Annotated in this window: 21 protein-coding genes and 1 pseudogene; 7 read left to right on the top strand and 15 right to left on the bottom strand. The window is 58.5% G+C overall.

Features of this window, described 5'->3' with window-relative positions; all coding sequences use genetic code 11:
* The first annotated feature begins 123 nt into the window (after window positions 1-123).
* The 5 genes from GFD21_RS05135 (at window position 124) to GFD21_RS05115 (ending at window position 3442) form a co-directional block, all read left to right on the top strand.
* Window positions 124-1116: an aggregation-promoting factor C-terminal-like domain-containing protein gene (locus tag GFD21_RS05135; protein WP_163196861.1), complete on the top strand. Its 993-nt coding sequence runs from the start codon at window positions 124-126 to the stop codon at window positions 1114-1116.
* A 148-nt stretch (window positions 1117-1264) separates the two neighbouring features.
* Complete coding sequence (locus GFD21_RS05130) at window positions 1265-1690, top strand: hypothetical protein (RefSeq protein ID WP_163196860.1); 426 nt, start codon at window positions 1265-1267, stop codon at window positions 1688-1690.
* Complete coding sequence (locus GFD21_RS05125) at window positions 1680-1943, top strand: helix-turn-helix transcriptional regulator (protein WP_163196859.1); 264 nt, start codon at window positions 1680-1682, stop codon at window positions 1941-1943. The genes GFD21_RS05130 and GFD21_RS05125 overlap by 11 nt, the downstream gene beginning before the upstream one ends.
* Window positions 1944-2283: 340 nt before the next feature.
* Entirely contained in the window at window positions 2284-2757 is a 474-nt protein-coding gene (locus GFD21_RS05120) for a hypothetical protein (protein WP_163196858.1), read from the top strand.
* A gap of 145 nt (window positions 2758-2902) precedes the next feature.
* Window positions 2903-3442 (top strand): arsenate reductase/protein-tyrosine-phosphatase family protein, encoded by a 540-nt coding sequence (locus tag GFD21_RS05115; protein ID WP_163196857.1) that lies wholly within the window; start codon window positions 2903-2905, stop codon window positions 3440-3442.
* 186 nt (window positions 3443-3628) lie between these two features.
* Here the strand turns inward: GFD21_RS05115 and GFD21_RS05110 are convergent, their stop codons facing one another.
* Entirely contained in the window at window positions 3629-5185 is a 1557-nt protein-coding gene (locus GFD21_RS05110; RefSeq protein ID WP_225431680.1) for a polysaccharide biosynthesis tyrosine autokinase, read from the bottom strand.
* A 171-nt stretch (window positions 5186-5356) separates the two neighbouring features.
* On the opposite strand from GFD21_RS05110, the gene GFD21_RS05105 reads away from it, so the two are divergent.
* Together GFD21_RS05105 and GFD21_RS05100 are read left to right on the top strand one after the other, a co-directional pair.
* A complete protein-coding gene (locus tag GFD21_RS05105) occupies window positions 5357-6808 on the top strand; it encodes a hypothetical protein (RefSeq protein ID WP_163196856.1) in 1452 nt (483 codons plus the stop codon).
* 104 nt (window positions 6809-6912) lie between these two features.
* A complete protein-coding gene (locus GFD21_RS05100; protein ID WP_163196855.1) occupies window positions 6913-7347 on the top strand; it encodes a hypothetical protein in 435 nt (144 codons plus the stop codon).
* 152 nt (window positions 7348-7499) lie between these two features.
* On the opposite strand, the gene rfbA is transcribed toward GFD21_RS05100, so the two are convergent.
* The 14 genes and pseudogenes from rfbA to GFD21_RS05030 all read right to left on the bottom strand — a co-directional run bounded on the left by rfbA (window position 7500) and on the right by GFD21_RS05030 (window position 21506).
* A complete protein-coding gene (gene rfbA / locus GFD21_RS05095; protein WP_163196854.1) occupies window positions 7500-8402 on the bottom strand; it encodes a glucose-1-phosphate thymidylyltransferase RfbA in 903 nt (300 codons plus the stop codon).
* 150 nt (window positions 8403-8552) lie between these two features.
* Window positions 8553-9545: pseudogene (locus tag GFD21_RS05090) on the bottom strand (dTDP-4-dehydrorhamnose 3,5-epimerase family protein); the annotation flags it as partial.
* An 11-nt stretch (window positions 9546-9556) separates the two neighbouring features.
* Window positions 9557-10426 (bottom strand): hypothetical protein, encoded by an 870-nt coding sequence (locus GFD21_RS05085; protein ID WP_163196852.1) that lies wholly within the window; start codon window positions 10424-10426, stop codon window positions 9557-9559.
* A 76-nt stretch (window positions 10427-10502) separates the two neighbouring features.
* The gene (gene rfbB, locus GFD21_RS05080; RefSeq protein ID WP_163196851.1) at window positions 10503-11525 is read right to left on the bottom strand and encodes a dTDP-glucose 4,6-dehydratase; all 1023 of its coding nucleotides are present in this window, start codon (window positions 11523-11525) and stop codon (window positions 10503-10505) included.
* A gap of 470 nt (window positions 11526-11995) precedes the next feature.
* On the bottom strand, window positions 11996-12574 hold the full coding sequence (locus tag GFD21_RS05075; protein WP_163196850.1) for a dTDP-4-dehydrorhamnose 3,5-epimerase family protein: 579 nt from the start codon (window positions 12572-12574) through the stop codon (window positions 11996-11998).
* Between the two features lie 39 nt (window positions 12575-12613).
* Window positions 12614-13132, bottom strand: a complete 519-nt coding sequence (locus GFD21_RS05070; RefSeq protein WP_163196849.1) for an acyltransferase — start codon at window positions 13130-13132, stop codon at window positions 12614-12616.
* 8 nt (window positions 13133-13140) lie between these two features.
* Window positions 13141-14304, bottom strand: a complete 1164-nt coding sequence (locus tag GFD21_RS05065) for an MATE family efflux transporter (RefSeq protein ID WP_163196848.1) — start codon at window positions 14302-14304, stop codon at window positions 13141-13143.
* Between the two features lie 82 nt (window positions 14305-14386).
* On the bottom strand, window positions 14387-14959 hold the full coding sequence (locus GFD21_RS05060; protein ID WP_163196847.1) for an acyltransferase: 573 nt from the start codon (window positions 14957-14959) through the stop codon (window positions 14387-14389).
* Between the two features lie 19 nt (window positions 14960-14978).
* Entirely contained in the window at window positions 14979-16250 is a 1272-nt protein-coding gene (locus tag GFD21_RS05055) for an O-antigen ligase family protein (protein ID WP_163196846.1), read from the bottom strand.
* Window positions 16222-17352 (bottom strand): glycosyltransferase, encoded by a 1131-nt coding sequence (locus tag GFD21_RS05050; protein WP_163196845.1) that lies wholly within the window; start codon window positions 17350-17352, stop codon window positions 16222-16224. The genes GFD21_RS05055 and GFD21_RS05050 overlap by 29 nt, the downstream gene beginning before the upstream one ends.
* A gap of 53 nt (window positions 17353-17405) precedes the next feature.
* Window positions 17406-18476, bottom strand: a complete 1071-nt coding sequence (locus tag GFD21_RS05045) for a glycosyltransferase family 4 protein (protein WP_163196844.1) — start codon at window positions 18474-18476, stop codon at window positions 17406-17408.
* Window positions 18473-19492 (bottom strand): CgeB family protein, encoded by a 1020-nt coding sequence (locus tag GFD21_RS05040; RefSeq protein ID WP_163196843.1) that lies wholly within the window; start codon window positions 19490-19492, stop codon window positions 18473-18475. The genes GFD21_RS05045 and GFD21_RS05040 overlap by 4 nt, the downstream gene beginning before the upstream one ends.
* A 30-nt stretch (window positions 19493-19522) precedes the next feature.
* Complete coding sequence (locus tag GFD21_RS05035) at window positions 19523-20677, bottom strand: NAD-dependent epimerase/dehydratase family protein (protein WP_163196842.1); 1155 nt, start codon at window positions 20675-20677, stop codon at window positions 19523-19525.
* Entirely contained in the window at window positions 20670-21506 is an 837-nt protein-coding gene (locus GFD21_RS05030; protein ID WP_163196841.1) for an NAD-dependent epimerase/dehydratase family protein, read from the bottom strand. Before GFD21_RS05030 ends, GFD21_RS05035 begins: the two co-directional genes overlap by 8 nt.
* Between the last annotated feature and the right edge of the window lie 47 nt (window positions 21507-21553).

Genomic DNA, 21553 nt, shown 5'->3' with positions numbered 1-21553 from the left:
GATCGGGCGGATGCACCCCCTTCCCGTCTCCGATGGCCGCCGGCCAGTCCCCAATGTTCATCGGCCCATCTACACTGGTGGACAGTGAGTGCCAGAACGGCATCTACCTCGTAAGGAGCATTAATGGCGAATCATCGCAAGAACACGCCTACTCTGAAGTCCCTGAGCAAGCGCCAGTGGATGAGGATCGCCGCCATCGTGGCGGCAGTGGGCATGCTTGCGGGGGCGGGCATCGTGTCCCGGAACTTCTACCAGCAGTCCGAACATAGTTCCCCGGTCACCGAATTCTCCGCCACCGACAACGCCGCGCTGGGGGTCTCCCGTGGAGGCGCGCGCGGCGACCTCAACGGCAACACCTCCTACGTGACCGTCAAGATCAACGGCAAGTCCCGCACCGTGCTGGGTGACAACTTCACCGACGTCAAGTCCGTGCTCGAAGCGGGCGACATCGTGCTCGACCCGGATGACTCGGTCTCCCCGTCGCTGACCACGAAGGTCACCGAATCCACCGTCATCACCATCGAGCGCGCGGGCGCCACGCTGGAGACCAGCGACAGCGACATCGCGTTCAACACGGTGAAGAAGGAGACCGGCGCCCTGCCGAAGGGCGAGGAGAAGGTCCAGCAGGAAGGCAAGGTCGGCACGATGGAGACCACGAGCCTGGTCACCCGCGCCGGCGGCAAGGTCGTCTCCTCCAACGTGTTCGCCTCCTACGTCAAGGAGGCCCCGACCGACAAGATCGTGCTCGTCGGCACCGGTTCCAGCTCGTCCTCGTCCTCCTCCTCGTCCGGATCGCTGGGCACCACCGTGCCGGCCTCCGAGATGCAGACCTGGGCGCACGACTGGCTGATCTCCAACGGCTACAGCGAGGCGGACTTCACCGCCGCCGTGTACATCATCAACCACGAGTCCGGCTGGAACCCGCACGCCACGAACGCCTCCTCCGGCGCGTACGGCCTGCCGCAGGCCCTGCCCGGCTCCAAGATGGCCTCCGCCGGTTCCGACTGGGCGGACAACTACCAGACCCAGTTCAAGTGGTTCGTCGGCTACTGCAACGACCGCTACGGCTCCATCACCGGCGCCTACAACTACTGGCTGACCCACCACAGCTACTGATTCGTCGTCACGTATCGCTTCGACGTCATGAAACCCCGCTTCGGCGGGGTTTCGTCGTATTACGGCCGGTGCCCGACCGGTGATAGATTAATCAGCGTGAAGGGGTCACCCCATCATATGCGGAAACGACGAGATGGAGGCGAGGACGATGACATTCAACCGGTACATCCTGCTGCGCGCCGTCATCGAGACGGTGGGCGCGCTGTCCTGCGCGCTGCAGATCATCATGCGCAACGACGTCGTGGGGCTTGTCGCCACGGTGGTGGTGGCGTTGGCGTGGGCCGGCGGCGAACTGTGGGTGGTCATGGTGCTGCGCCGCAACAACCCGCGCCGCGACGAACTGTCCGACCTGCACCAGAGCCTGGCCATGCAGTTCGCGCTCATAGCGCTCATCGCCGTGCTCGTGGCGGTCGGGTTCGTGTACACGATCCTGAACCTCCTCAGCCCGTACTGGCTGCACGTGATCCCGCCGATGCTCCTGCCGGCCTTGGCGATGGCCGCGCTGGCGCTGTCCGACGTGCGCTACCTGTGGCTTGAGCGCAGCGGCGCGGACGGGGACGACGATGAGGACTAGCATCAAACTCCACCGTCTCGCGCGCGGCATGAAACAGTCCGACCTGGCGGATCTGGTCGACGTGCGCCGTGAGACCATCGGACGACTCGAACAGGGCCTGTACTGCCCGTCCCTGCGGCTGGCCATGGACCTGGCGCGCGTGTTCGACACCACCGTCGAGGAGCTGTTCAGCTTCGACGACGAGGAGGCGGGCTCCCCGGGCGGCAAGGCCACGGCACCGGCCGCGACGGGCAGGACACAGGCGAAGCGCTGACGGTCCAACGTCAATGCGCCGCCCGTTCCCGCAGGCTCCGGCGTGTCGCCACGTATTAATTTCAGGTGAACTCGTCCGGATTATCCACAAAACCGCGAGATTCCAAGGTTTTCCACCGCAATATCCACCGTCGTCCCCGATCACCCATGTGACGGCGTGCTCACATGATGTGACCGCGTTGTCACATACCCCCTTCGCGTGGACGATATGCCCCCATGAGGGCGTCAACGGGGGGTGTAGTGTGAGGGGCGTGCAAGGGAAACGCACCGCACCATACGGTCGCCTTGCCGGACATGCTTCGGGGGAACACAAACACGGCTCCCTCATGAGGAGGTTCATTATGATGAAGAAGATCATGGCCGTTCTGGCCACCGTCGCCGCGGTTCTCGGTTTCGGCTTCGCCACCAGCACCGCCATGGCCGATGATTACGGCCAGACCGGCACCGTCACGTCCAGCTCCGTCGCCGTCACCCTGAACGGCTTCACCGAGGGCGAGGACGTCGTCGTGACCAGCGACAAGGGCACCAGCATCGAGCAGGTCGCCCAGCTGACCGTCAAGGCCAAGACCGGTGGCGTCGTCAACGTCAAGGTCAACGGCGTTCCGTGCAACACCACCGTCACCGTGAAGGGCGTGGGCCAGACCAGCGGCCACGTGGCCACCGCCACCGCGACCACCGCCGCCTGCAACGCCGACGGCTCCGCCGCGACCACCGCCAACACCGGCGCTTCCGTCGCCCCGTACGCCGTGGCCGTCGTGCTGCTGGCCGCCGCCGGCATCGCCCTGTTCGCGGTCCGCAAGACCAGCGCCCGCTGAACCCGGTTCGGCCGTTAGCTGACAGCGAAGACCCTGAGGTTTCCCCTCAGGGTCTTTTCATATGCTGGCCCACAGGCACGGGCACCGCAACGCGTAAGAGCAGGAATCCCGATCCGTCCCACAATCGAACGAGGCATCACACACCATGAAGGTTCTTTTCGTCTGCACCGGCAACATCTGCCGCTCCCCGATGGGCGAGCTGCTGCTCCCCCACTATCTTCCTGAACCGGACATCACGGCGGACAGCGCCGGCATCCGCGGACTCGACGATCATCCCATCGACCCGTCGAGCGCCCGCCTCATGACCCAGGCCGGCATCGATCCGTCCGGTTTCAGGTCCAAGCGCGTCACGCCGCAGCTGGCGGACGCCTCCGACCTGATCCTGTGCTTCGAGCCGCGCCAACGGCAGGACATCGCCACCATCGCACCCCGCGCAGGCCGCAGGACGTTCCTGTTGGCCGATTTCGCGAACATGTGCGCCTATTGCGCGAAGGAGGGGTATCTCGAGGGGGCCACGCGTGCGGAGCGTCTCGAATCGGTGATCGACAACGCGTCGCTCATCCGCCCGATGCTTCCGGCGCCGATGACCATCGAGGATCCGCATCATCGCGAATTCGCGGCCTTCCAGCGCTCCTACGACCAGATCTGCCGTGCGCTGGCCATCATCGCCAAGACCACGGCGTGAGGTGCGCTGACGGGCGGGAGCGGTCCATGCAAATCCCGATTCCCGTGATAGGCGACGGTCTGTCCGAGCATGAGATGTTGATGTGAGGCGGGAACAGAGACGACGAAGGGCGCGATCCGGAATTCCGGATCGCGCCCTTCGTCGTATTCAGCCGGTTGCAGTCACCGGCCGGAACAACCGCTCTACCTACTTGGCGGCCCTGTTGGCCGCGCGGCGGGCGGTGCTGCGCTGGGCGTTCGAACGCTTCTTCTTGTTCTTGGCGCCCTTCTTCTTGGCGGAGTCGGCGTCGTCATCGTAGTAATAGTAGCTGTCGTACTTGTGCGCGTAGTCCTTCTTGGAGTCCTTCGCGTAGTTGAAGATGAAGCCGATGACGGAGATGTCGATGTTGCCGAGCTGGGCCGTGATGTCGCGCAGGTCGCGCTTATCGGTCACGTCGCGGCCGGCGACGATCACGATGCCGTTGCCCATGGCGCCGAACACGGAGGCGTCGTTGGCGACGACGAGCGGCGACGTGTCGACGAGCACGTAGTCGTACTGGGTGAGCGCCTGCTTGAGCAGCTCCTTCATGGTCTGGGAGTTGAGCAGGGCGGACGCGTTCGGCGGCTTCGGGCCGGCGGGCATGATGTGCAGGTTCGGCTTCCAGTAGCGCTGGACCACGTCCTTGACGCTCGCCTGGCCGGACAGCACGTGCGTCAGACCGGCGTTGCCTTCGAGACCGAGCCTGTTCGCCACGGACGGGTGGCGCAGGTCGGCGTCGATGAGCAGCACCTTGGCGCCGTTCTCGGCGAGGCTCACGGCGATGTTCACCGAGCTGGTGGTCTTGCCTTCGCTCGGCGACGTGGAGGTCATGACGATGAGGCGGGAGCCGGTGCCCTCGACCGGCGCGGTGAACGACAGGTTGGTGCGGATGCGGCGGTATTCCTCGGCGATGGGGCTGCTCGGCTTGGCGATGATGACCGGCACCTCTCCCTTGAGCAGGTCGTCCTCGGGGATGCGGCCCATGATCGGCGCGTCGATGTACTCCTGCAGTTCGAACGCCTCTTCGATGCGCGTGGAGAACAGGTCCTTGAGCAGGGCGACGATCACGCCCACGATGAGGCCGCCGACGATGCCGATGGCCATGTTGAGCGGGATCTTCGGGCTACTCGGCGATTCCGGCTCCTGCGCCTGCTGCACGACGGACAGGGTGACCGGCGACTTCTTGTCGGAGGAGTACAGGGAGTCCTCCACCACGGTCTTCATGGATTTGGCGACCGCATTGGCGATGGACGCCGCCTCCTTGGCGTTGGTGTCCTCGACGGAGATGTTCACGAACGCGGTGTCGGTCGGGTTGGTGACGGTGAGCTGCTGTCCGAGCTGCGCGACGCTGGTGCTGAGCCCGAGCTCGTCGATGACGGGCTGGAGCACCGCCTCGGTGGTGGCGAGCGTCGGATACGACTTGATCTGGTTGGAGATGTACGTGCCGGCGTTGTTGATGTCGTTGTAGTTGTCCTGCGTGCCCGAGGAGCTCGACGAGGCGCTGAACGTGGCGAACACCTGGGAGGTGGCCGTGTACTTCGGGGGCGTGAGCAGCGTGTACGCGCACACGGCGGCGAAGACGAGCACGAAGGTCACGATGACGGAGATGACGTACTTGCGGATGATCCGCAGCAGGTCCATGATGGTGACCCCGCCTTCGGACGACGCCGCGGAGGCGTCCGACGGAATCTGATTTTGCTGTTCGTTGTTCTCTGCGGAAACCAACCGCTTCTCCCTCTACACTTCATTCAGGTTGCAGACACTTCCGGATTCTAACAATCCCCGTGTACCCCCTTCCCTTGTATTCGGGGGGTATGAGACGGCGTCGGGACATCGCCACCATTCCCGCACATCGCGTTGGTAGAGTACGCAACAGCACAGTGAGGAAGGGGGCGCATGGATCCGTCAAGCATCGAATCGGACAATGGCGGCGAACGCCGCTGCGAACGTACGGCGGGCGCCGGCGCCGGGTTGCGCATGCCCTCCCCCATGGGTCGCGCGTACGCGGCTCCCGCGCTTTCCCCTCGCCCGTTCACCCCTCGTGACCGGTCCGATTACCTGTTCCTGCTGGCGCTGCTCACCCTACCGGCCGACGGCACGGTGCTGGGGTTCTTCCAACCGTTCTGGACACCGCTCAGCCCATGGTTTCTGGTGGCGTACTGCGTGGCGAACCCACGTCTGCTGCGGCGGACGATGCACCGGTACGCGCCGTTCTTCGCGCTGCCCGTGGTGCTGGTGCTGCTGTCCATGCCCGGATGGGCCGCGTTCGGATTGCATAACAATGCTGTAGTCATGTCGTTGACGGGCGTGGTCGCCATACCGGCCACGCTGGCCGCCCTCGACATCGCGTTCATGTACAAGAAGTTGAGCTGGCAGGAGGCGGTGCGCGCCGTCATCGCCGCGTATTGGTTCGCGTTCGGTGTGGGTGTGGTGCAATGGCTGGCGATTCATCTGCAGCTGGGCGCGGTGCAGGGGTATTTCGGGCATCTCATGTACCGTTCGTACATCACCACGGGTGTGGCGTGGGGCGGCGACCGGGGGCGCCCACAGTTCCTGTTCGCCGAGCCGAGTTATATCGGCATGCACCTGTTCGGCGTCCTGCTGCCGTTGTTCTGGCTGATGCGGCGACGCGACCGCGTGTTCGCGGAACGGTTGAAGCGGCTTATCGTCGTGTTCGCGGCGGGCAGCGTGCTCATGGGGTCGGGCACGCGCATCATCCTCGATTCGCTGGTGGCGTTGATTGTCGTGATCGTGGTGGAAACGCCTTGGCGTGATGCCAAGAGGCGCCCGCGGGGAATCGTCCAGCTTATCGGCGCGGGATTGCTGGCAATGGTGAGTTTCGCCGCGGATTCGCGGTTGGGCTCGATTCTCGGCAACGGCATGGAAGGCGACGGCTCGTTCTTCGCGCGCATATGGCAGTCGTTGGGACCGCTGTGCGGGATTGTGGAACGGCCATGGACGCTGCTGACCGGTTATGGCGCCGGCAATATCGCCGACGCGACGCATCAGGGTGCCGGATTGGCGGCATGGGTGCTGTCCGCCATGCACGCCGATGCCAAACCGGCGATCTCCTGGTACGCGGTGATCGCACCGGATACGGTGTGGACGATGTGCGCGTATACGAACGCGCTGACGGAATTCGGGCTGATCGGGTTCGGATTGTTCGTGTTCATGGTGCTGCGGTTCATCGGCAGGCATCACGATTGGACGAAGCTCAGCGTGTGCTGGCTGGTGTTGGTCGCGTACCTGTATGTTCAATTCGAGGGTTATGCGTTCGCGGCGCTTCCGTTCCTGATATGGGCCCTCACCCGCTGCAGCGAATTCATCCGGATTGATGATGCGCAATAACGATATTTATTCCGCTCTTTTTGTGTGACGATATCCATGAAATTGGATACAATTAGCGGTGAAAAACAAACGCATAATACGTCACATATATCAAGGAGATCATCATGGCTTCTTTGCTGCAGGGTTTTGAGGAGGTCCGTCTGGTCAAGCCGGTCGGCAAGACGGTGATGACGGTCACGGATTCCGCCGTGCGTTTCAACAAGGCCACCGCCGAGGTGTTGGGCTACCCGGCGTATGTGAAGGTGCTCGTCAACGAGAAGACCCGCCAGGTGGCGGTGACCCCGACCACCGAGAAGGCGGACAACGCGGTGAAGTTCAGCAAGCCGGAGGGCAAGCAGACGTCCTCGGTGAGCATCAAGGATGAGGCCCCGCTGGCCGCCGTGTCCAAGTTCTTCACGCTGGCCGAGGCCCCGGAGGGCGAGATCGCCTACCAGTCCGTGAACGGCGCCGCCTACCCGGAGGAGAAGACCGTGATCTTCAACGCCGATGATGCCGTAGCTGGCACCATGAAGCGCCGTGGCCGCAAAAAGGCCGCCTGAGGACCTGTATTGTTCAGGTCATTCGGTTCCTGAATGACTGTCTATATACGTGAATGGGGTTGTGAATTCATGTCGAATTCGCAACCCCATTCACGTATATCTATTTATCTTTTCTATCTATCACTATCGATACGTATCCGCGGTCGGCTCGTTCAGTACTGGTTCGGGATGAGCACCACCTTGCCCTCGGCGACGTCCTTGAGGTGCTGGCCGTAGGGGCTCTTGCCGTAACGTGTGGCGGATTCGAGGAGCTCCTCCTTGCTGATCCACCCGTTCTCGTAGGCGATTTCCTCGACGATGGCGATGGGCAGGCCCTGGGCACGCTGCACGGTGCGCACGAACTCGCCCGCCTCATACAGGGAGTCCATCGTGCCCGTATCCAGCCACGCGTAGCCGCGACCCAACGTGCGCACGTTCAACGCACCCGCGTCGAGGTACATCTTGTTCAGATCGGTGATCTCCAGCTCGCCTCGCGCCGACGGCTTCACCTGCTTGGCGAACTCGACCACACGCTCGTCATAGAAGTACAGGCCCGTCACCGCATAATGCGACTTCGGCTTCTTGGGTTTCTCCTCGATGGAGACGGCCTTCTTGTTCTCGTCGAACTCGACCACGCCGTATCGTTCGGGATCGTCGACGTAGTAGCCGAACACGCTCGCGCCTTCGCCGCCTTCGGCCTTGGCGACAGCCTTGCGCAACGTGGTCCCCAGGCCATTGCCGTAGAAGATGTTATCGCCGAGCACGAGCGCGCATGGCTCACCATCGATGAACTCCTCACCCAAGAGGAATGCCTGAGCCAGACCATCCGGGCTGGGCTGCACCTTATAGGAGAAGTGCACGCCGTAATGCGAACCGTCGCCGAGGAGCTTCTCGAAGTTCGGCAGATCCTTCGGCGTGGAGATGATCAGGATGTCACGGATACCCGCGAGCATGAGCACGCTGAGCGGGTAGTAGATCATCGGCTTGTCATACACCGGCAGCAATTGCTTCGATGTGACGGTGGTCAACGGGTAGAGACGCGTGCCGGACCCGCCGGCGAGAATAATGCCCTTCATGATGGTTCCTTAGCGGTTGTGAATTCTCTCTGATGGCTCGCTGGTGTGAAGTCAGCTGAAATCGCGGATTCCGTAGGCGGTGTGCTCGTCAAGCAAGCGGAACACCTCTTTGGCGCATTGTTCCGAATCCTGTAGCGTTTCGGCATCGAATCGCAGGACGTAGTGCTCGGGTGCATTGGCGACCGCAATATCACCAGCCGCCTTGGTTTGCCCGTAGAGGCTCACTGGAGCGATCGTCTTAGATTCCTTATTCATGCCGTATGCTGCATCGGAACTCACGTGCACCAGCACGATATGATGTTCGGCGGCGACGCGGGCCAACAATGCGGGTCCCTGCGCATTTACGCGCCATGCCTTGTCGGCATTATCAGTGTCATCACACAGTTCGGTGGAGTATTCCGCGGCGTTGATGATCGTGCCGTACAGGCTCCAGTCGTACTTGTCGTACGCGTTCGGGTCGGAGAAGTCGAACTCGTCGATGTCCGTGTACTCGAACCCCTCAAGACCATGCGCTTCCGCGTACTGGCGGATCGCGCGGCCCAACTGGCCATTGCAACCCGTCACCAACGTGCGCTTCGGCGCCATCGGCTTCGCGTCCCTGAGCATCGGATGATGCAAGTCCGCCTCGCTACGCTCCGACTCCTCCAACGGGATCGGCCACCGGATGTCCAGTTCCGGGTCCGCGAGGTTCACGAACGTGTACGTCCTCTTCTGCTCCAGGCTCCAATGCGCGTTGACCAGATACGTGTACACGGTCCCGTCCTCCAACGCCTGGAAGCTGTTGCCCACGCCACGCGGCACATAGATCGCCCTCGACGGGTCCAAACGCGTCGTAAACACCTGACCGAAGCTCTCGCCCGGCCTCAAATCCACCCACGCGCCGAAAATCGAACCGGCCGCGATCGAAATGTACTTGTCCCACGGCTCCGCATGAATACCACGCGTCACGCCCTTCGTCGCATTGAAGCTGATGTTGTTCTGCACCGGACCGAAATCAGGCAACCCCAACGCGGTCATCTTCGCACGCTGCCAGTTCTCCTTGAACCAACCGCGATTATCCCCATGCACCGGCAAATCGAACACCAACAAGCCCGGAATATTCGTCTCCGTGACCCTCAATTCCTTCTCGAACTCAAACGACATGTCGTGACTCCTTACTTTGTCTTCTCCGTATCGCCCAGCCAATCCGTGACGCACCGGTCCGGCGATAATGTTTTCAGAGGCTCACCTTTATCGGGAAACGCCCAGTTCGGACATTCCGACCCCAACGCATTAAGAATGAAAAACATGTCATGACGCAACTTGGGAAACTCGACGCGGAGCAGATTCTCGTCGTGACTGATTCGGTTCCGAATGGTGCGTATCGATTTAAGACGCACGACAAGTTCCATCCGCAGCCGATCCTCGAGGGAATCGCCGTCGTTGCCAGGAAGAACGACCTTGGGCATTCGGCGGATCTCCGACTGCCAAGCGGACTCGATATTCGGGAACGCTCCCATCAGCACATGCGCCAGTTCGGCATCGCGCGAAGACCGGGACAACATGCCGTCCCACGTCCCGAAGGTCAGCTGCGAGAACACATCATCACGGGTCACTCCATCGCCATGGCGTGGATGCCGTTGATCACGTCGCCATTGCTTCTGCTTGCGCAGGGCGGTATTACGCGCATCAGTGAGATAATCCCTGTCCGCACTATTGATCAACGACCGAATCCTGCCGACAGGATCCGACTTTCCGGTCTCGAGCCAATCGGACAGACCGGTAATCTCCTGACCGGAAATCCATTCACGCAGTTGAAGATCAATCGCGTTTCTCACGAACACCTCAATGAACGAGATGTACCCAATTGCCACCGCTGACGCCTTCACATTCCACCGGTATAGACGAACGGCTAATTCGGTCAATCGCGACGCATCCGCATCCGGAACGCGTTCCCGGGCATAATCGAGATACACCCGAAACCTCGCATCCGCCAGATACCGGCCAGCCATCGCCTCGTCAGTGACTTGCGCTTCGGAACACATATTGCTATCCTGACAACTGCTATAGGGGCCGCACCTTCGAGGTGCGGCCGTTTTCATATCAGCCGCAGCCCTGGGTTCACTGGCCCTGGCGCTTGTACCTGGCTTCGGTGGCTGCCTTGGCGGGCTCCCACCAGGCGCGGTTGTCCGTGTACCACTTGATGGTCTTCTCCAGGCCCTTCTGGAAGTCCGTGTGCGTCGGCTCCCAGCCGAGCTCGGCACGAAGCTTCGTCGAGTCGATCGCGTAGCGGCGGTCATGGCCCGGACGGTCCTTGACCCAGTCGAAGTCGTCCGGGTCCTTGCCCATGACCTCGAGGATGTCGCGCAACACGGTGATGTTGTTGCGTTCGCCGTTCGCGCCGATCAGGTACGTCTCGCCGATGCGTCCCTTGGTCAGGATCGTCCACACGCCGGTCGAATGGTCGTCCGTGTGGATCCAGTCGCGCACGTTGCGGCCGTCGCCATACAGCTTCGGCCTCAACCCGTCCAGGATGTTCGTGATCTGACGCGGGATGAACTTCTCCACGTGCTGGAACGGACCGTAGTTGTTCGAGCAGTTCGAGATCGTCGCCTTCACTCCGAACGTGCGGTGCCACGCGCGCACCAGCAGGTCCGACGAAGCCTTGGTGGAGCTGTACGGGCTGGACGGATGGTACGGGGTCTGCTCGGTGAACTTCGCCGGGTCGTCCAGCGCGAGATCGCCGTACACCTCGTCCGTGGAGACGTGATGGTAGCGCACGTCGTACTTGCGCGCCGCCTCCAGCAGACGGAACGTGCCCTCCACGTTCGTCTTCAGGAACGGTTCCGGGTTCGCGATGCTGTTGTCGTTATGCGACTCGGCCGCGTAATGCACGATCGCGTCATGACCCGGAACCAACTTGTCGAGCAGTTCCGCATCGCAGATGTTGCCGTGCACGAACTCCACACGATCACCAAGAATGCCCTTGATGTTCTCCAGGTTGCCCGCATAGGTGAGCGCGTCCAGGACCGTGACATGCACGTCAGGATGGTTGTTGTACACGTAATGCACGAAATTCGAACCGATAAACCCACAGCCACCGGTCACAATAATATTCTTCGGAGAGAAAAGATCTTCAGCCATACCCCCATATCCTACAAGGGGGCACCCCGTGGAAACACCCCTCCGGAAAGACGCCATGCACACATAAACGCCTATTCACTTCCGTATGCCCACGTTTCCCTTGCGCTTAGGTCAAACTCCGGTACGCAATGTGACTCGGCGGATGCGTCTCCTCGCCTTCGCAGGCCATTCCAGAAACCGCTTCATGAAGTGTAGTGATATGCAAACCGGCGATTCCATTGTCGGCTTTCTGCCAGCGAACCAGTGGCACGCACAAGAATCCGATATTGAAGAACGCCGGTTACATATACCAACGAAGATGGTTCCCACTTGTCAACCGCCTACGCCAAGCACCATCTCGGCGGTCGTACGGAATCAGTAGAACTGTGCGAACAAACAGGCGGTACGCCACATCCGAATATCCAATATCCGGCATGCTGAATGGTGATACCGTCTTCCGATATCACAGCGCAACTTGAGAATAATGGAATTCATCTCTCGACACCTGATTCCGCCGCGATCGCATCGCGAAGAAAGGGAGCATTGCGATTCTTTGAAGAGAGAATTTCCGGTCGCAGAGTGATGGCATCCTGCATGGTCCAGTCAATGTCAAGATCGGGATCATCGTAGCGGATGCTCTTGGCGTGGTCATACGAGTAGACGTTGTCCGTGAGGTATTGCAACTCCGTATTATCCTGCATGGTGACGAATCCGTGCGCATATCCTCTTGGCACGACCATGCTGCGATGATTGTTCGGCGTCAACACCCAGCCGCACCATTGACCGAATGTGGAGCTGTCTGGCGTGATATCAACTCCGACGCTGTACACCGCTCCCGCCACGCAACTGACGACCTTTGCCTGCACAAACGGGGCGGACTGATAGTTCAGACCACGGATGACGCCGGCATGCTCGGTGTATGAATGATTGAGCTGTTCGACATGGTCGAAGGCAATTCCATGAGCATGCAGATCGGCGATGGAAAAATCTATCTGAAACCAACCGCGATTGTCGTCCAAACGACGGTTCGACAGCAACAGGCATCCCAAGGAACGTTCGACTACCTCCACATGCACCACCAATCATGATTCCCACGTACACCTTGCCAATCAATGGCCCGTTGCCATCGCCCGCTCAACGGTCTTTCTTTTTTCTTCCCCACTCATGCCCTTCGTGTGCAGGAAAAGCCGCTCATTCTTCTCACGGTATTCATCAATGTTTTCAATGACCCGCGCGGGGATTCCGACGGCAACGGAATCATCGGGAACGTCGTGGGTGACGACGGCCGAGCATCCGATGATGCAATTATCGCCGATGGTGACCCCGGGCATGATGATCGCGTTCATCCCGATATGGACATTGTTGCCCACGCGAATGGGTTTGAGCAAATCGACATCCTTCAACGAAGGATATCGATGACGGAGAACCCACACCCCTCCATCATGGGTGATGAAACGCACCCCTGCGGCGACGCGGACATAATCTCCCAATGCAATCAGATATGGTTCGCTGCCAAAGTTCCAGCCATTGAGGATTTCGCAGTAGCGCCCGATTTTCAGTCCGAGTTTTTTGTAATACCGCTCATTCTGTTTCGATGACCTGAGCATCGACATTAGTAAGTCAATCATTTTCCTTTTCACCTCTTTGCATATCGATGAATCAATTCCAAGCAATCCGAAAACCCGGTACGAATTTTCAGATGATAATCCTTGAGGAATTTCATCGAGAACAATAATCCGCACACCGTGTATGATCCAACGGTGGCCAATGCCGCCCCGAATGCCGCATATAGCGGCACCAGGAAGCAGGCCATCACAATGTTGGCGACCACGGATACGGACAACAGCCCGACGACAATGAGCGATTTCCCCTCATTGACGTAAATGGGATGAATGAGTTTGAAGGCGACCATCGGCAATATGCCGATGAACACGGTCATCACCGTGGGGAAGGCGACCCTATATTCGTCTCCGTACATGATGCCGAGGAACGCCTCGCCGAATACCGCGAATCCAACGCAGATGACAGCACATATGCACATGTTCACCATGACAAGGACCACCGTCTCACGCGCGGCGTTTCCCCGGGCGGATTTGTTGTACACCAGCTCCTTGAAGGCATCCGGTATGAACCACAGCATGTTCGCCAACGAATACGCGACTCCGTAGATACCCACCTGAACCGAAGATGCATGGAAATAATTCAACACGTATACGTCCACGTTGTAATTGAGCAATATCAGCGTTGCCAGCAAAGCCGTGGGCACGCCATACTTCAATGTATCCATCATGGCGTTCCTGTCGAACAGCTTGCGGTCGAGAATCAGCAGACGACTATGCAGCGAGCAGATGACCGCCTCAAGCAGTGTTTTACCGCATAGAATCACGATGACCAGATGCAGTTCCCGGAATCCCAATATCATCTGACCGATATTGACGATGGCATATATGAAAGCGGACAGCAGCAGGACCTTGTTCCTGAATCGAATATCGTCGATCAACGCCAGGAACACCACTTGGTTGTTGATGATTTGCAGCCATCCAAGCACCAGCATGGCAGATACGTCGTATTGCCGGCAAACCACCCCGATGCAGGCGAACACCGCAGCATAAAGCAGGGCCTGCAGCCAGATCAGCAACGAGATATTGTGCTTCGCGACCTCCTTGCCGTATTTCTTCATCATGGGAGCGTAAGCAAAGCACAGACCAAGGTTGACCGCGGTCTGCAGCAGATTGGTGTATGTCGTGATCGTCGTGTATTCGCCGCGCACGGCAAGACCGAGGATACGGTTGATAAGCACGGAGCTCACAAAACCCCAAAACACCGATCCCAAACGTATGGAGATGGGGGAGGACAATAATTTTCTGAACACGAATACCCGCCTACCGCAAATCCGTTTTCTTGACGAAAGTGAAGCCTTTGCCGGCGAACACATCACCATAGACGCGTCCCTTCCCGGCCAGTTCCTCATATCGTTGTGCATCGCGGTATTTGATGACATGGGCCTTGTCACCTACGACGACGGCATATGGGGGAATCTCCCCCGCCACGGTGCACCCCATGCCGATGACCGCCCCCTTGCCGATATGCGTTCCCGGAGCAATCGACACATTCCCTGCAATCCAAACGTTTTCCTCGATAATCACCGGGGCGTCGATGTAACGATCGTCAAAAGGGACGGCGTTCAAATCGGAAGAACCATAGTTATGCGTGCCGGCATAGCAGAACACATGAGGACCAATCATCGTCCCGTCACCTATGGAGATTAAAGAATTCGCATTAAAGTAACAACCATCACCAATGAACACATTGGACCCAATAATCATATTATATGAATTACATAGTTCACTTTTTCCACCAAATCTTACATTGAGACCAAGTTCCCTAAGTTTAATAAATTTGACGCCAAAACGAATCATTTTTCGTCGCGGATATGATGCGCACTTCATCCACATTCTAATTTTCCTCAGAACTTTATGCATTATTACCTCGCATATTCGAAGGATTCAATAATTCTCGGGAATAAAAGCCAAGATAAAGAATAAAATGGAAACCTATATCATACAATTCACCAAATACGCCACACACAAGAAAACCGGTAAGAAAAATAGTGATGACAATGGCGATAGGACTATTCCTACAATCATACAATTTCCATATACAGACCAAAACCAGTACCGCCACAACCGCAAAACCCACGACACCATACTTGTACAGGGTGTCCAGCAGCGCATCATGCGCATGCGTCACTATCTGCCCGTACGGGGTAACCAGTTCCGTGGTGGAAATGTCATGATAGCCACGTCCCAGCAACGGCCGTTCCGCTATTCTCCGCATTGCGGTATCCCAGATTTCGGCCCTTCCGGTAAAGGTCATATCCCTTTTCAATACATGCGTGATGAAATCGCTCAGCAATGGGACACGGCGCAATAGCACGCAGAACACAAAAACCGTGGCATAAATACCAAGTCCGACGAAGGAATTGAAGAACCTGCCCTTGATGACACCAATTGCGTATAACACCGCAATCAGACAGCACAGCGTAAGGATCGTAGTGCTGGTGGCGGAATTCGCGCTCACCGCACACCACACCACGACAATCATCAGAAGGACAGTACCGAATGAAGGTCTTTTGCTTTTATACAAATCCAACAGCACAGCGGTGACGACCAGAGGGAAGAACCAGTCACGGAATTGGTTCTTATGTCCAAGCGGCCACATCTCCAAGTTGACCGCATCGGAGAAACCATCAGGATGTGACGGCAGATTCACCACCATGAACAGCGCATTGGCAATCACGATCAGCGATAATACAAGCAACGCTATTCTCAACATTTTGCGCGAATCGGAATGTACGCCGATATTCATCACGCACCAAAGCTGAAGAAAATACAATAACGTTTTTATATAATATTGCGACAAATCGCCATACATCATAGTGGGAACGAAAAACGTCACGCACATCGCCAGCGTCAGGAAAAAGACGGCATCGAGTTTGATACGCCGGAATGCTACGCAAGCCAATGCTCCCGTGGCCGCTATGCCGATGAGCTGCATACGATACGCTACGCTCTGCATGCCGATGATTCCCATTCCCACAGGTGCGAACAATCCCAGGAATGAGAGCAGCATCAGGATGTCGAACAGCGAAATCGGGAACGACAACCCGTTCTCGATCCATCGCAACGCATCAAATCGGGATCTACGGCCTGAGCCGTCAGACCGCATGCGGATTGGATTCTGCATCGCCGAACACAACCTTCTCGAAAAGCTTCACAGCGGTTTTCATATTGAATGAGGTGTGAAGAATCTGTTCTCCCGTACTGACGCGATCCTCCAAGGCTACCGGCCTGCAGGCATCAGCCCATGCGGAGACCGAGCCCTCCCCAATAGGCAAGAACACCGTTTCCGAACTGATACGAGCCTGTTCGGTGACGGAGTCGGATGCCAGGCATTTCAAGCCGGATGCCTGCGCCTCAATCAATACGTTCGGCATTCCTTCAAAGAACGAGGGGAATACCAGTACGTCAAACGCCGCGTACAGTCTCGATACATCACTGGTGGGAGGAAGAAAAACAACATGATCCAAGACCCCGCACGCAACGGCGTAATCCTTCAACTCACCCAGCAAATCACCCTTGCCGACGAGCATCAAACGACTGTTCACATTACGCCGCAGCAATTCCGCCAGAACATCAATGCAATAACGTTGGTTCTTTTGCGGCGCAAACCTGCCTATATTGCCCAGCAACATGACATCATCCGCGATGCCGTACCGTTCTCTCACCGAAACGCGAGCCGACGAATCGAACTTGTATGCGTTGAAATCGATGGCATTGGGCAGTATGGTGACCTTCCCGTCGCGTCTGCTTCTTTCCCCGAACATGAAATCCGCGGCGACATCGGAGGGGGCGACCATGCGATCACAACAGGCATGCAGAATCACCCTTCCGACCGAATGCGCGACGCGCTCCTTCAGAGACCTCCCTGATGTGTTGGAGTTGGTTGAGCGGAATACGGTGCGCACCTTCCCAGCGGTTTTTGCGGCCAGCAGATCCAAGGAGGCCATGGCGTTCTCCGCGTTTCTGATCACCGCGGCATAACCGTTCTCCTTCACCACATGCCTGATATCCGTAAACGCCTTGATCGGATTGCGGCTCTTCTTGGTCACCCGGATGATACGGCCTCCGAGACGCTTGATCTCGGCGTCATAGAAACCTTCCTCATCGGTGGAGACGGCGAAATCAAGCTGATAGCGCGACTTGTCGAGCGCACGATAGTACTTCATCATCATCGTCTCGGCCCCGCCGGTATCCATTTTGGAGACCACGACCAGTGCACGTTTCATCTATCTCTCCTTCTCAATGCTTACGTCCCTCGGAATTCATCATTATCCCGTTATCACCGGCGTGGACCGATGCCGCCCTCCAGTACATCGCGATATACGGCAAGGTACTGCGGTATGACCTTGTCCTGGGAGTACGCGGAGCGGACGGCCTCGATATTCCTGCGCGACATCGCCTCCCTGACCTGCATGGGTCGCATCCGTTCCAATCCCGCAGCGGCCGCATCCGTATCACCGACGTTGACGACGACGCCTCCTTCGGAACCGATCATGTCCTTGTTCGCTGCCCAATCGGTGACAACGCACGGCAATCCCGCGGCCATCGCCTCGGTCAATGCCACCGAGAATCCCTCATGCACGTAATGAGACAGAAAGAAGAACACGTCGGTGTTCATCAACGCGGCATGAACCGCATCATGGCTCTGAGGACCGGTCAGCACCACGTTCGACGGCGCCGCCGCGGTGACACCCTCTTCGATCTTGCCGATGGCGGTGAATGTGATGTCCGGGAAGCGTCTGGCGATGTTCAGATAATCGTAGATGCCCTTTTCCTCGCATACGCCACCTACATACAACGCGTTCGTTATGGCGGACCGCACCGTGATGTGCTCATCCAATTCGCTACCGGAGACGAAATTGGGGATGAGACGAATCGGGGTCTTCGAACGGGCCGCCACGAACTCACGAGACTTCTCGTTCAGCACGATGATCTCGTCCGCCGCATCGGACAGCCTGCGCAACAGGAATTCCGACAGCCTGGACGATACGGAACTGCTCACCGTGCTGTGGTAGTGAATGACGAACTTGCGTTTGCGGCTATGCGCGATATGCGCGCATACCAGTTCACGCAGCATGCCGCCGGGGACGGCGGGGATATTGGAATGCACCACGGTGACATCGGGATCCTTCAGCGTTCGTTTCAGATCGCGCCAGATACGCAGGCAACGTTTGACCTCGTCGAATAGGTTCTTCTTCGAGTTCTCACCGAAGAACTCCCTGCCGCCGATCAATCCCTCATCGACGAACACCACTTCACACTCCTTGGGCATCACCTCTTTGAGGCGCAACGCCCAGGTGCCGATACCTCCCATGGGAGGCGGCAACGGTACGAGAAGAGCCACTTTCATTTCTGGTGTTCCTTCCTGTCATAGCCGTGGTACGTGTGACCGTCATCCAGCAATGTGCGTGCGAACTCCGCAATGGAGTAGGAACGGTAAACATCGTCCGGCAACGGATGGAACGGTCTGGCGAAGAATTCATCATCCACGGACTGAGTCCCGTCCCAGACCAGGACATCCCCATTGGCGTGAAAATCGTAGTGCGCCACGTCGTGGTTGGCGGTGATGAGCTTACGGCGGGCTCCCACCGTCTCCAATGTGCGCATGGTCAGTCCCAGCTGCCCCTGCTGCGGTGAATCGATGATGCACCGTGAATGGGCATACACGCCCGCCACTTTATCCGCGGGCAGGCCTTCGAACTTGAATTCCACTCCCCTATAGGTCGCATCGGTGAGCTTGCGGAGCTTCTCGACGGACCGCGACGGCATATAGAACCACGTGAACACACGCAGACCATGCCGTTCCAAGGCCCTTGCGATTTCCAGCACGGTATGGAACTTGCTGGGCTGGTGCACGCTGCCGATGAAGCAGGCGTCCCACTGGAAACCGTCATCGGGGGTCAACGGCAATCCCCTGTAGGCGTCCGAATAAAACAACGGGCGGAGTTCCATGCCGTACTGTTCGCAATCCTCCGGTTCAAAGGAAAGAACACGGTCGAACAGGTCCATGCTGTCCTTGAATCGCTGGCAGTTGGCGATGGAATCCCACAGGTACGCCGTGAATGTGGCATCACTGGCATGCCGGATGCGTTCGAACTGCGATCTGGTCCAACAGAACGACATACCGCCCATGTAGATGACCTGGTCGAAACGCTTATCCGCCACATACCGCGCAAGCGAGGTCGCATACCGGTCGATGGACCCCTCGACCAGCTTGTAGCTGATCTTGGCCAGCGACTTGAACGTCACATCCTCACGAGGACGGTCATCCATGCATTCGACGGCATGCCCCTGACGGATCAGCTCTTCGGAGACCCGTTGGCGGTATCCGAAGAACGATGGCGAGATAAGGAGGATCCTGGACAACTGTTCTTCCGTGCCTTTCGCGATAGGTGTTCAGTGCCGCTTGCGAACGAACATGCCGGCACGTTCCATCTCGTCCAGGGAACGCTCATACCCGTTGTCGCCGATGGTTTCGGTCTCCACCCACTTGCAGAACGCGTTCAGGCCATCCTGCAGGCCGATGGACGGCTCGAAGCCAAGCAGCTGCCGGGCCTTGCTGATGTCGGCCTTGTTGTGGGCGATGTCGCCGATGCGGAAGTCGCCGGTGATGTTGATGTCGCTGGAGCTGCCGTAGGAGGCTTTGAGGATGTTTGCGATCTCGATGACGGAGGTGTTCACGCCGCTGCCGAGGTTGATGGTCTCTCCATTGCTCTCCGGGCGGGTAAGCGATGCGGCCACGCCGGCGGCGATGTCCTTCACGTTGATGAAATCGCGGCTTTCCAGTCCGTCCTCGAAGATGTTGATGGGCTCGTTGCGCAGCATCCTCGTGGAGAATACGGACAGAATGCCGGTATACGGGTTGTCCAGGGACTGGCCGACGCCGTACACGTTCTGGAAGCGGAACACGGTGTAGTCCACCCCCATCGCCGGGCACATGGTGGCCAGCATCTGTTCCTGCGCGAGCTTGGTGAACGCGTAGAGCGAACGCGGCTTGGCGGGCGTGTCCTCGGTGGTGGGGACCAAGGTCAGCTTGGTGCCGCAGACGTCGCAGTACAGGTTGAAATCGCCTGCAAGCATCCGCTCCGCGGTCCTGGAGGAGGGGTTCACGTATCCGCAGTTCGGGCATTCGTATTTGCCCTCGCCGTACACGGATCGCGAGGAGGACAGCACGATCTTGCGCACCGTATTGTCCTCTCCCCTGCTGGAGATGGCCTGCAACAGATTGGAGGTGCCCATGACGTTCACCTCGTTGTATCTGTTGATCTCGTACATGGATTGGCCGGTACCGGTTTCGGCGGCCAGATGAACGACCGTATCACAGCCGGCGATGGCCTTCGACATGGCGTCGAAATCACGAACATCGCCACGGATGAACCGGCATTTGCCCTGAATGGAACGATACAGGTACGAATCGTCCGGGCTCGTGCCATGAATCTGCTCGGACAGACAGTCAAGGACCGTCACATCCCAACCGCCTTCCTCATGCAGACGGTTCACGAGGGCGGAGCCGATGAATCCGGCTCCGCCGGTGATGAGCACCTTACGCATGGGAGGTCTCCCGCATGATGCGTTGAATCTTGTCGCCATTGCCCCAGACGGCCTTGGAATCATAGGGACGATCAGGGAACGCGCCGTATTTGAGGGCGATGTCGTACCCGTTCTCCTTGATGAATCGTTCGACACGATCGGCGAGCTTCTCCGGTTTGCCCGACCCGATGTTGATGATGCCGTCGATGGACTTCTGGGAAACGGCGGCGGCGACCTGATCGCAGAATACCGGATAATCGACGAAATCGTACTGGTTCTGGCCGGTGGTGAATGGGAACTCCTTCTTGCCGGCGTGAGCCGCGGCGGTGATCTTCGAGAAGATGGAGTTGCCGTATTCGGAATTGCCCACGATGTAATAGCCGCGCAGCCACTGGAACACGACGCCGTGCTGCTTGCACAGCAGTGCCGTCGTCTCACGCAGGGCGTTCTTGCCGATGCCATACAGGCTCATCGGGTTGCACGGCGTGTGCTCGTCGATGCTGCCTTCATAGAAGCCGATCTCGTGCATGCTGCCCATCACGGCGATCTGCGCGATGCCGGATTCGGCCATCTTCTTGATGAAGTGGTAATGCTTCGGCAGATCCTCGATATGGGCGTCGGAGTTGTGCACGAAACCATCGCGCCACGCCAGATGCAGCAATACATCGGGCTTGCCGAAGAACGCGAACGGATCCTCGACCGCGAACAGATCGCAATCGACCTTCTCCGCCCGTTCATCGACATGGGTGGTGCCGAAATCCGCCGCAACCACGGTATGCCCGAGTTCGAGCAGACTGCGGACGATGCCCTGACCGAGATAGCCATTGGCTCCGGTGACCAGAATACGCATAGTGAATCGGTCCTCTCTGTAGTCGTGTGCCGTATTGGACGTGAATC

The organism is Bifidobacterium platyrrhinorum (genome assembly GCF_010667645.1).
GTDB lineage: Bacteria > Actinomycetota > Actinomycetes > Actinomycetales > Bifidobacteriaceae > Bifidobacterium > Bifidobacterium platyrrhinorum.
Note: the sequence above shows the minus strand (reverse complement) of the source record. Positions and strands in the feature narration are given on the sequence as shown.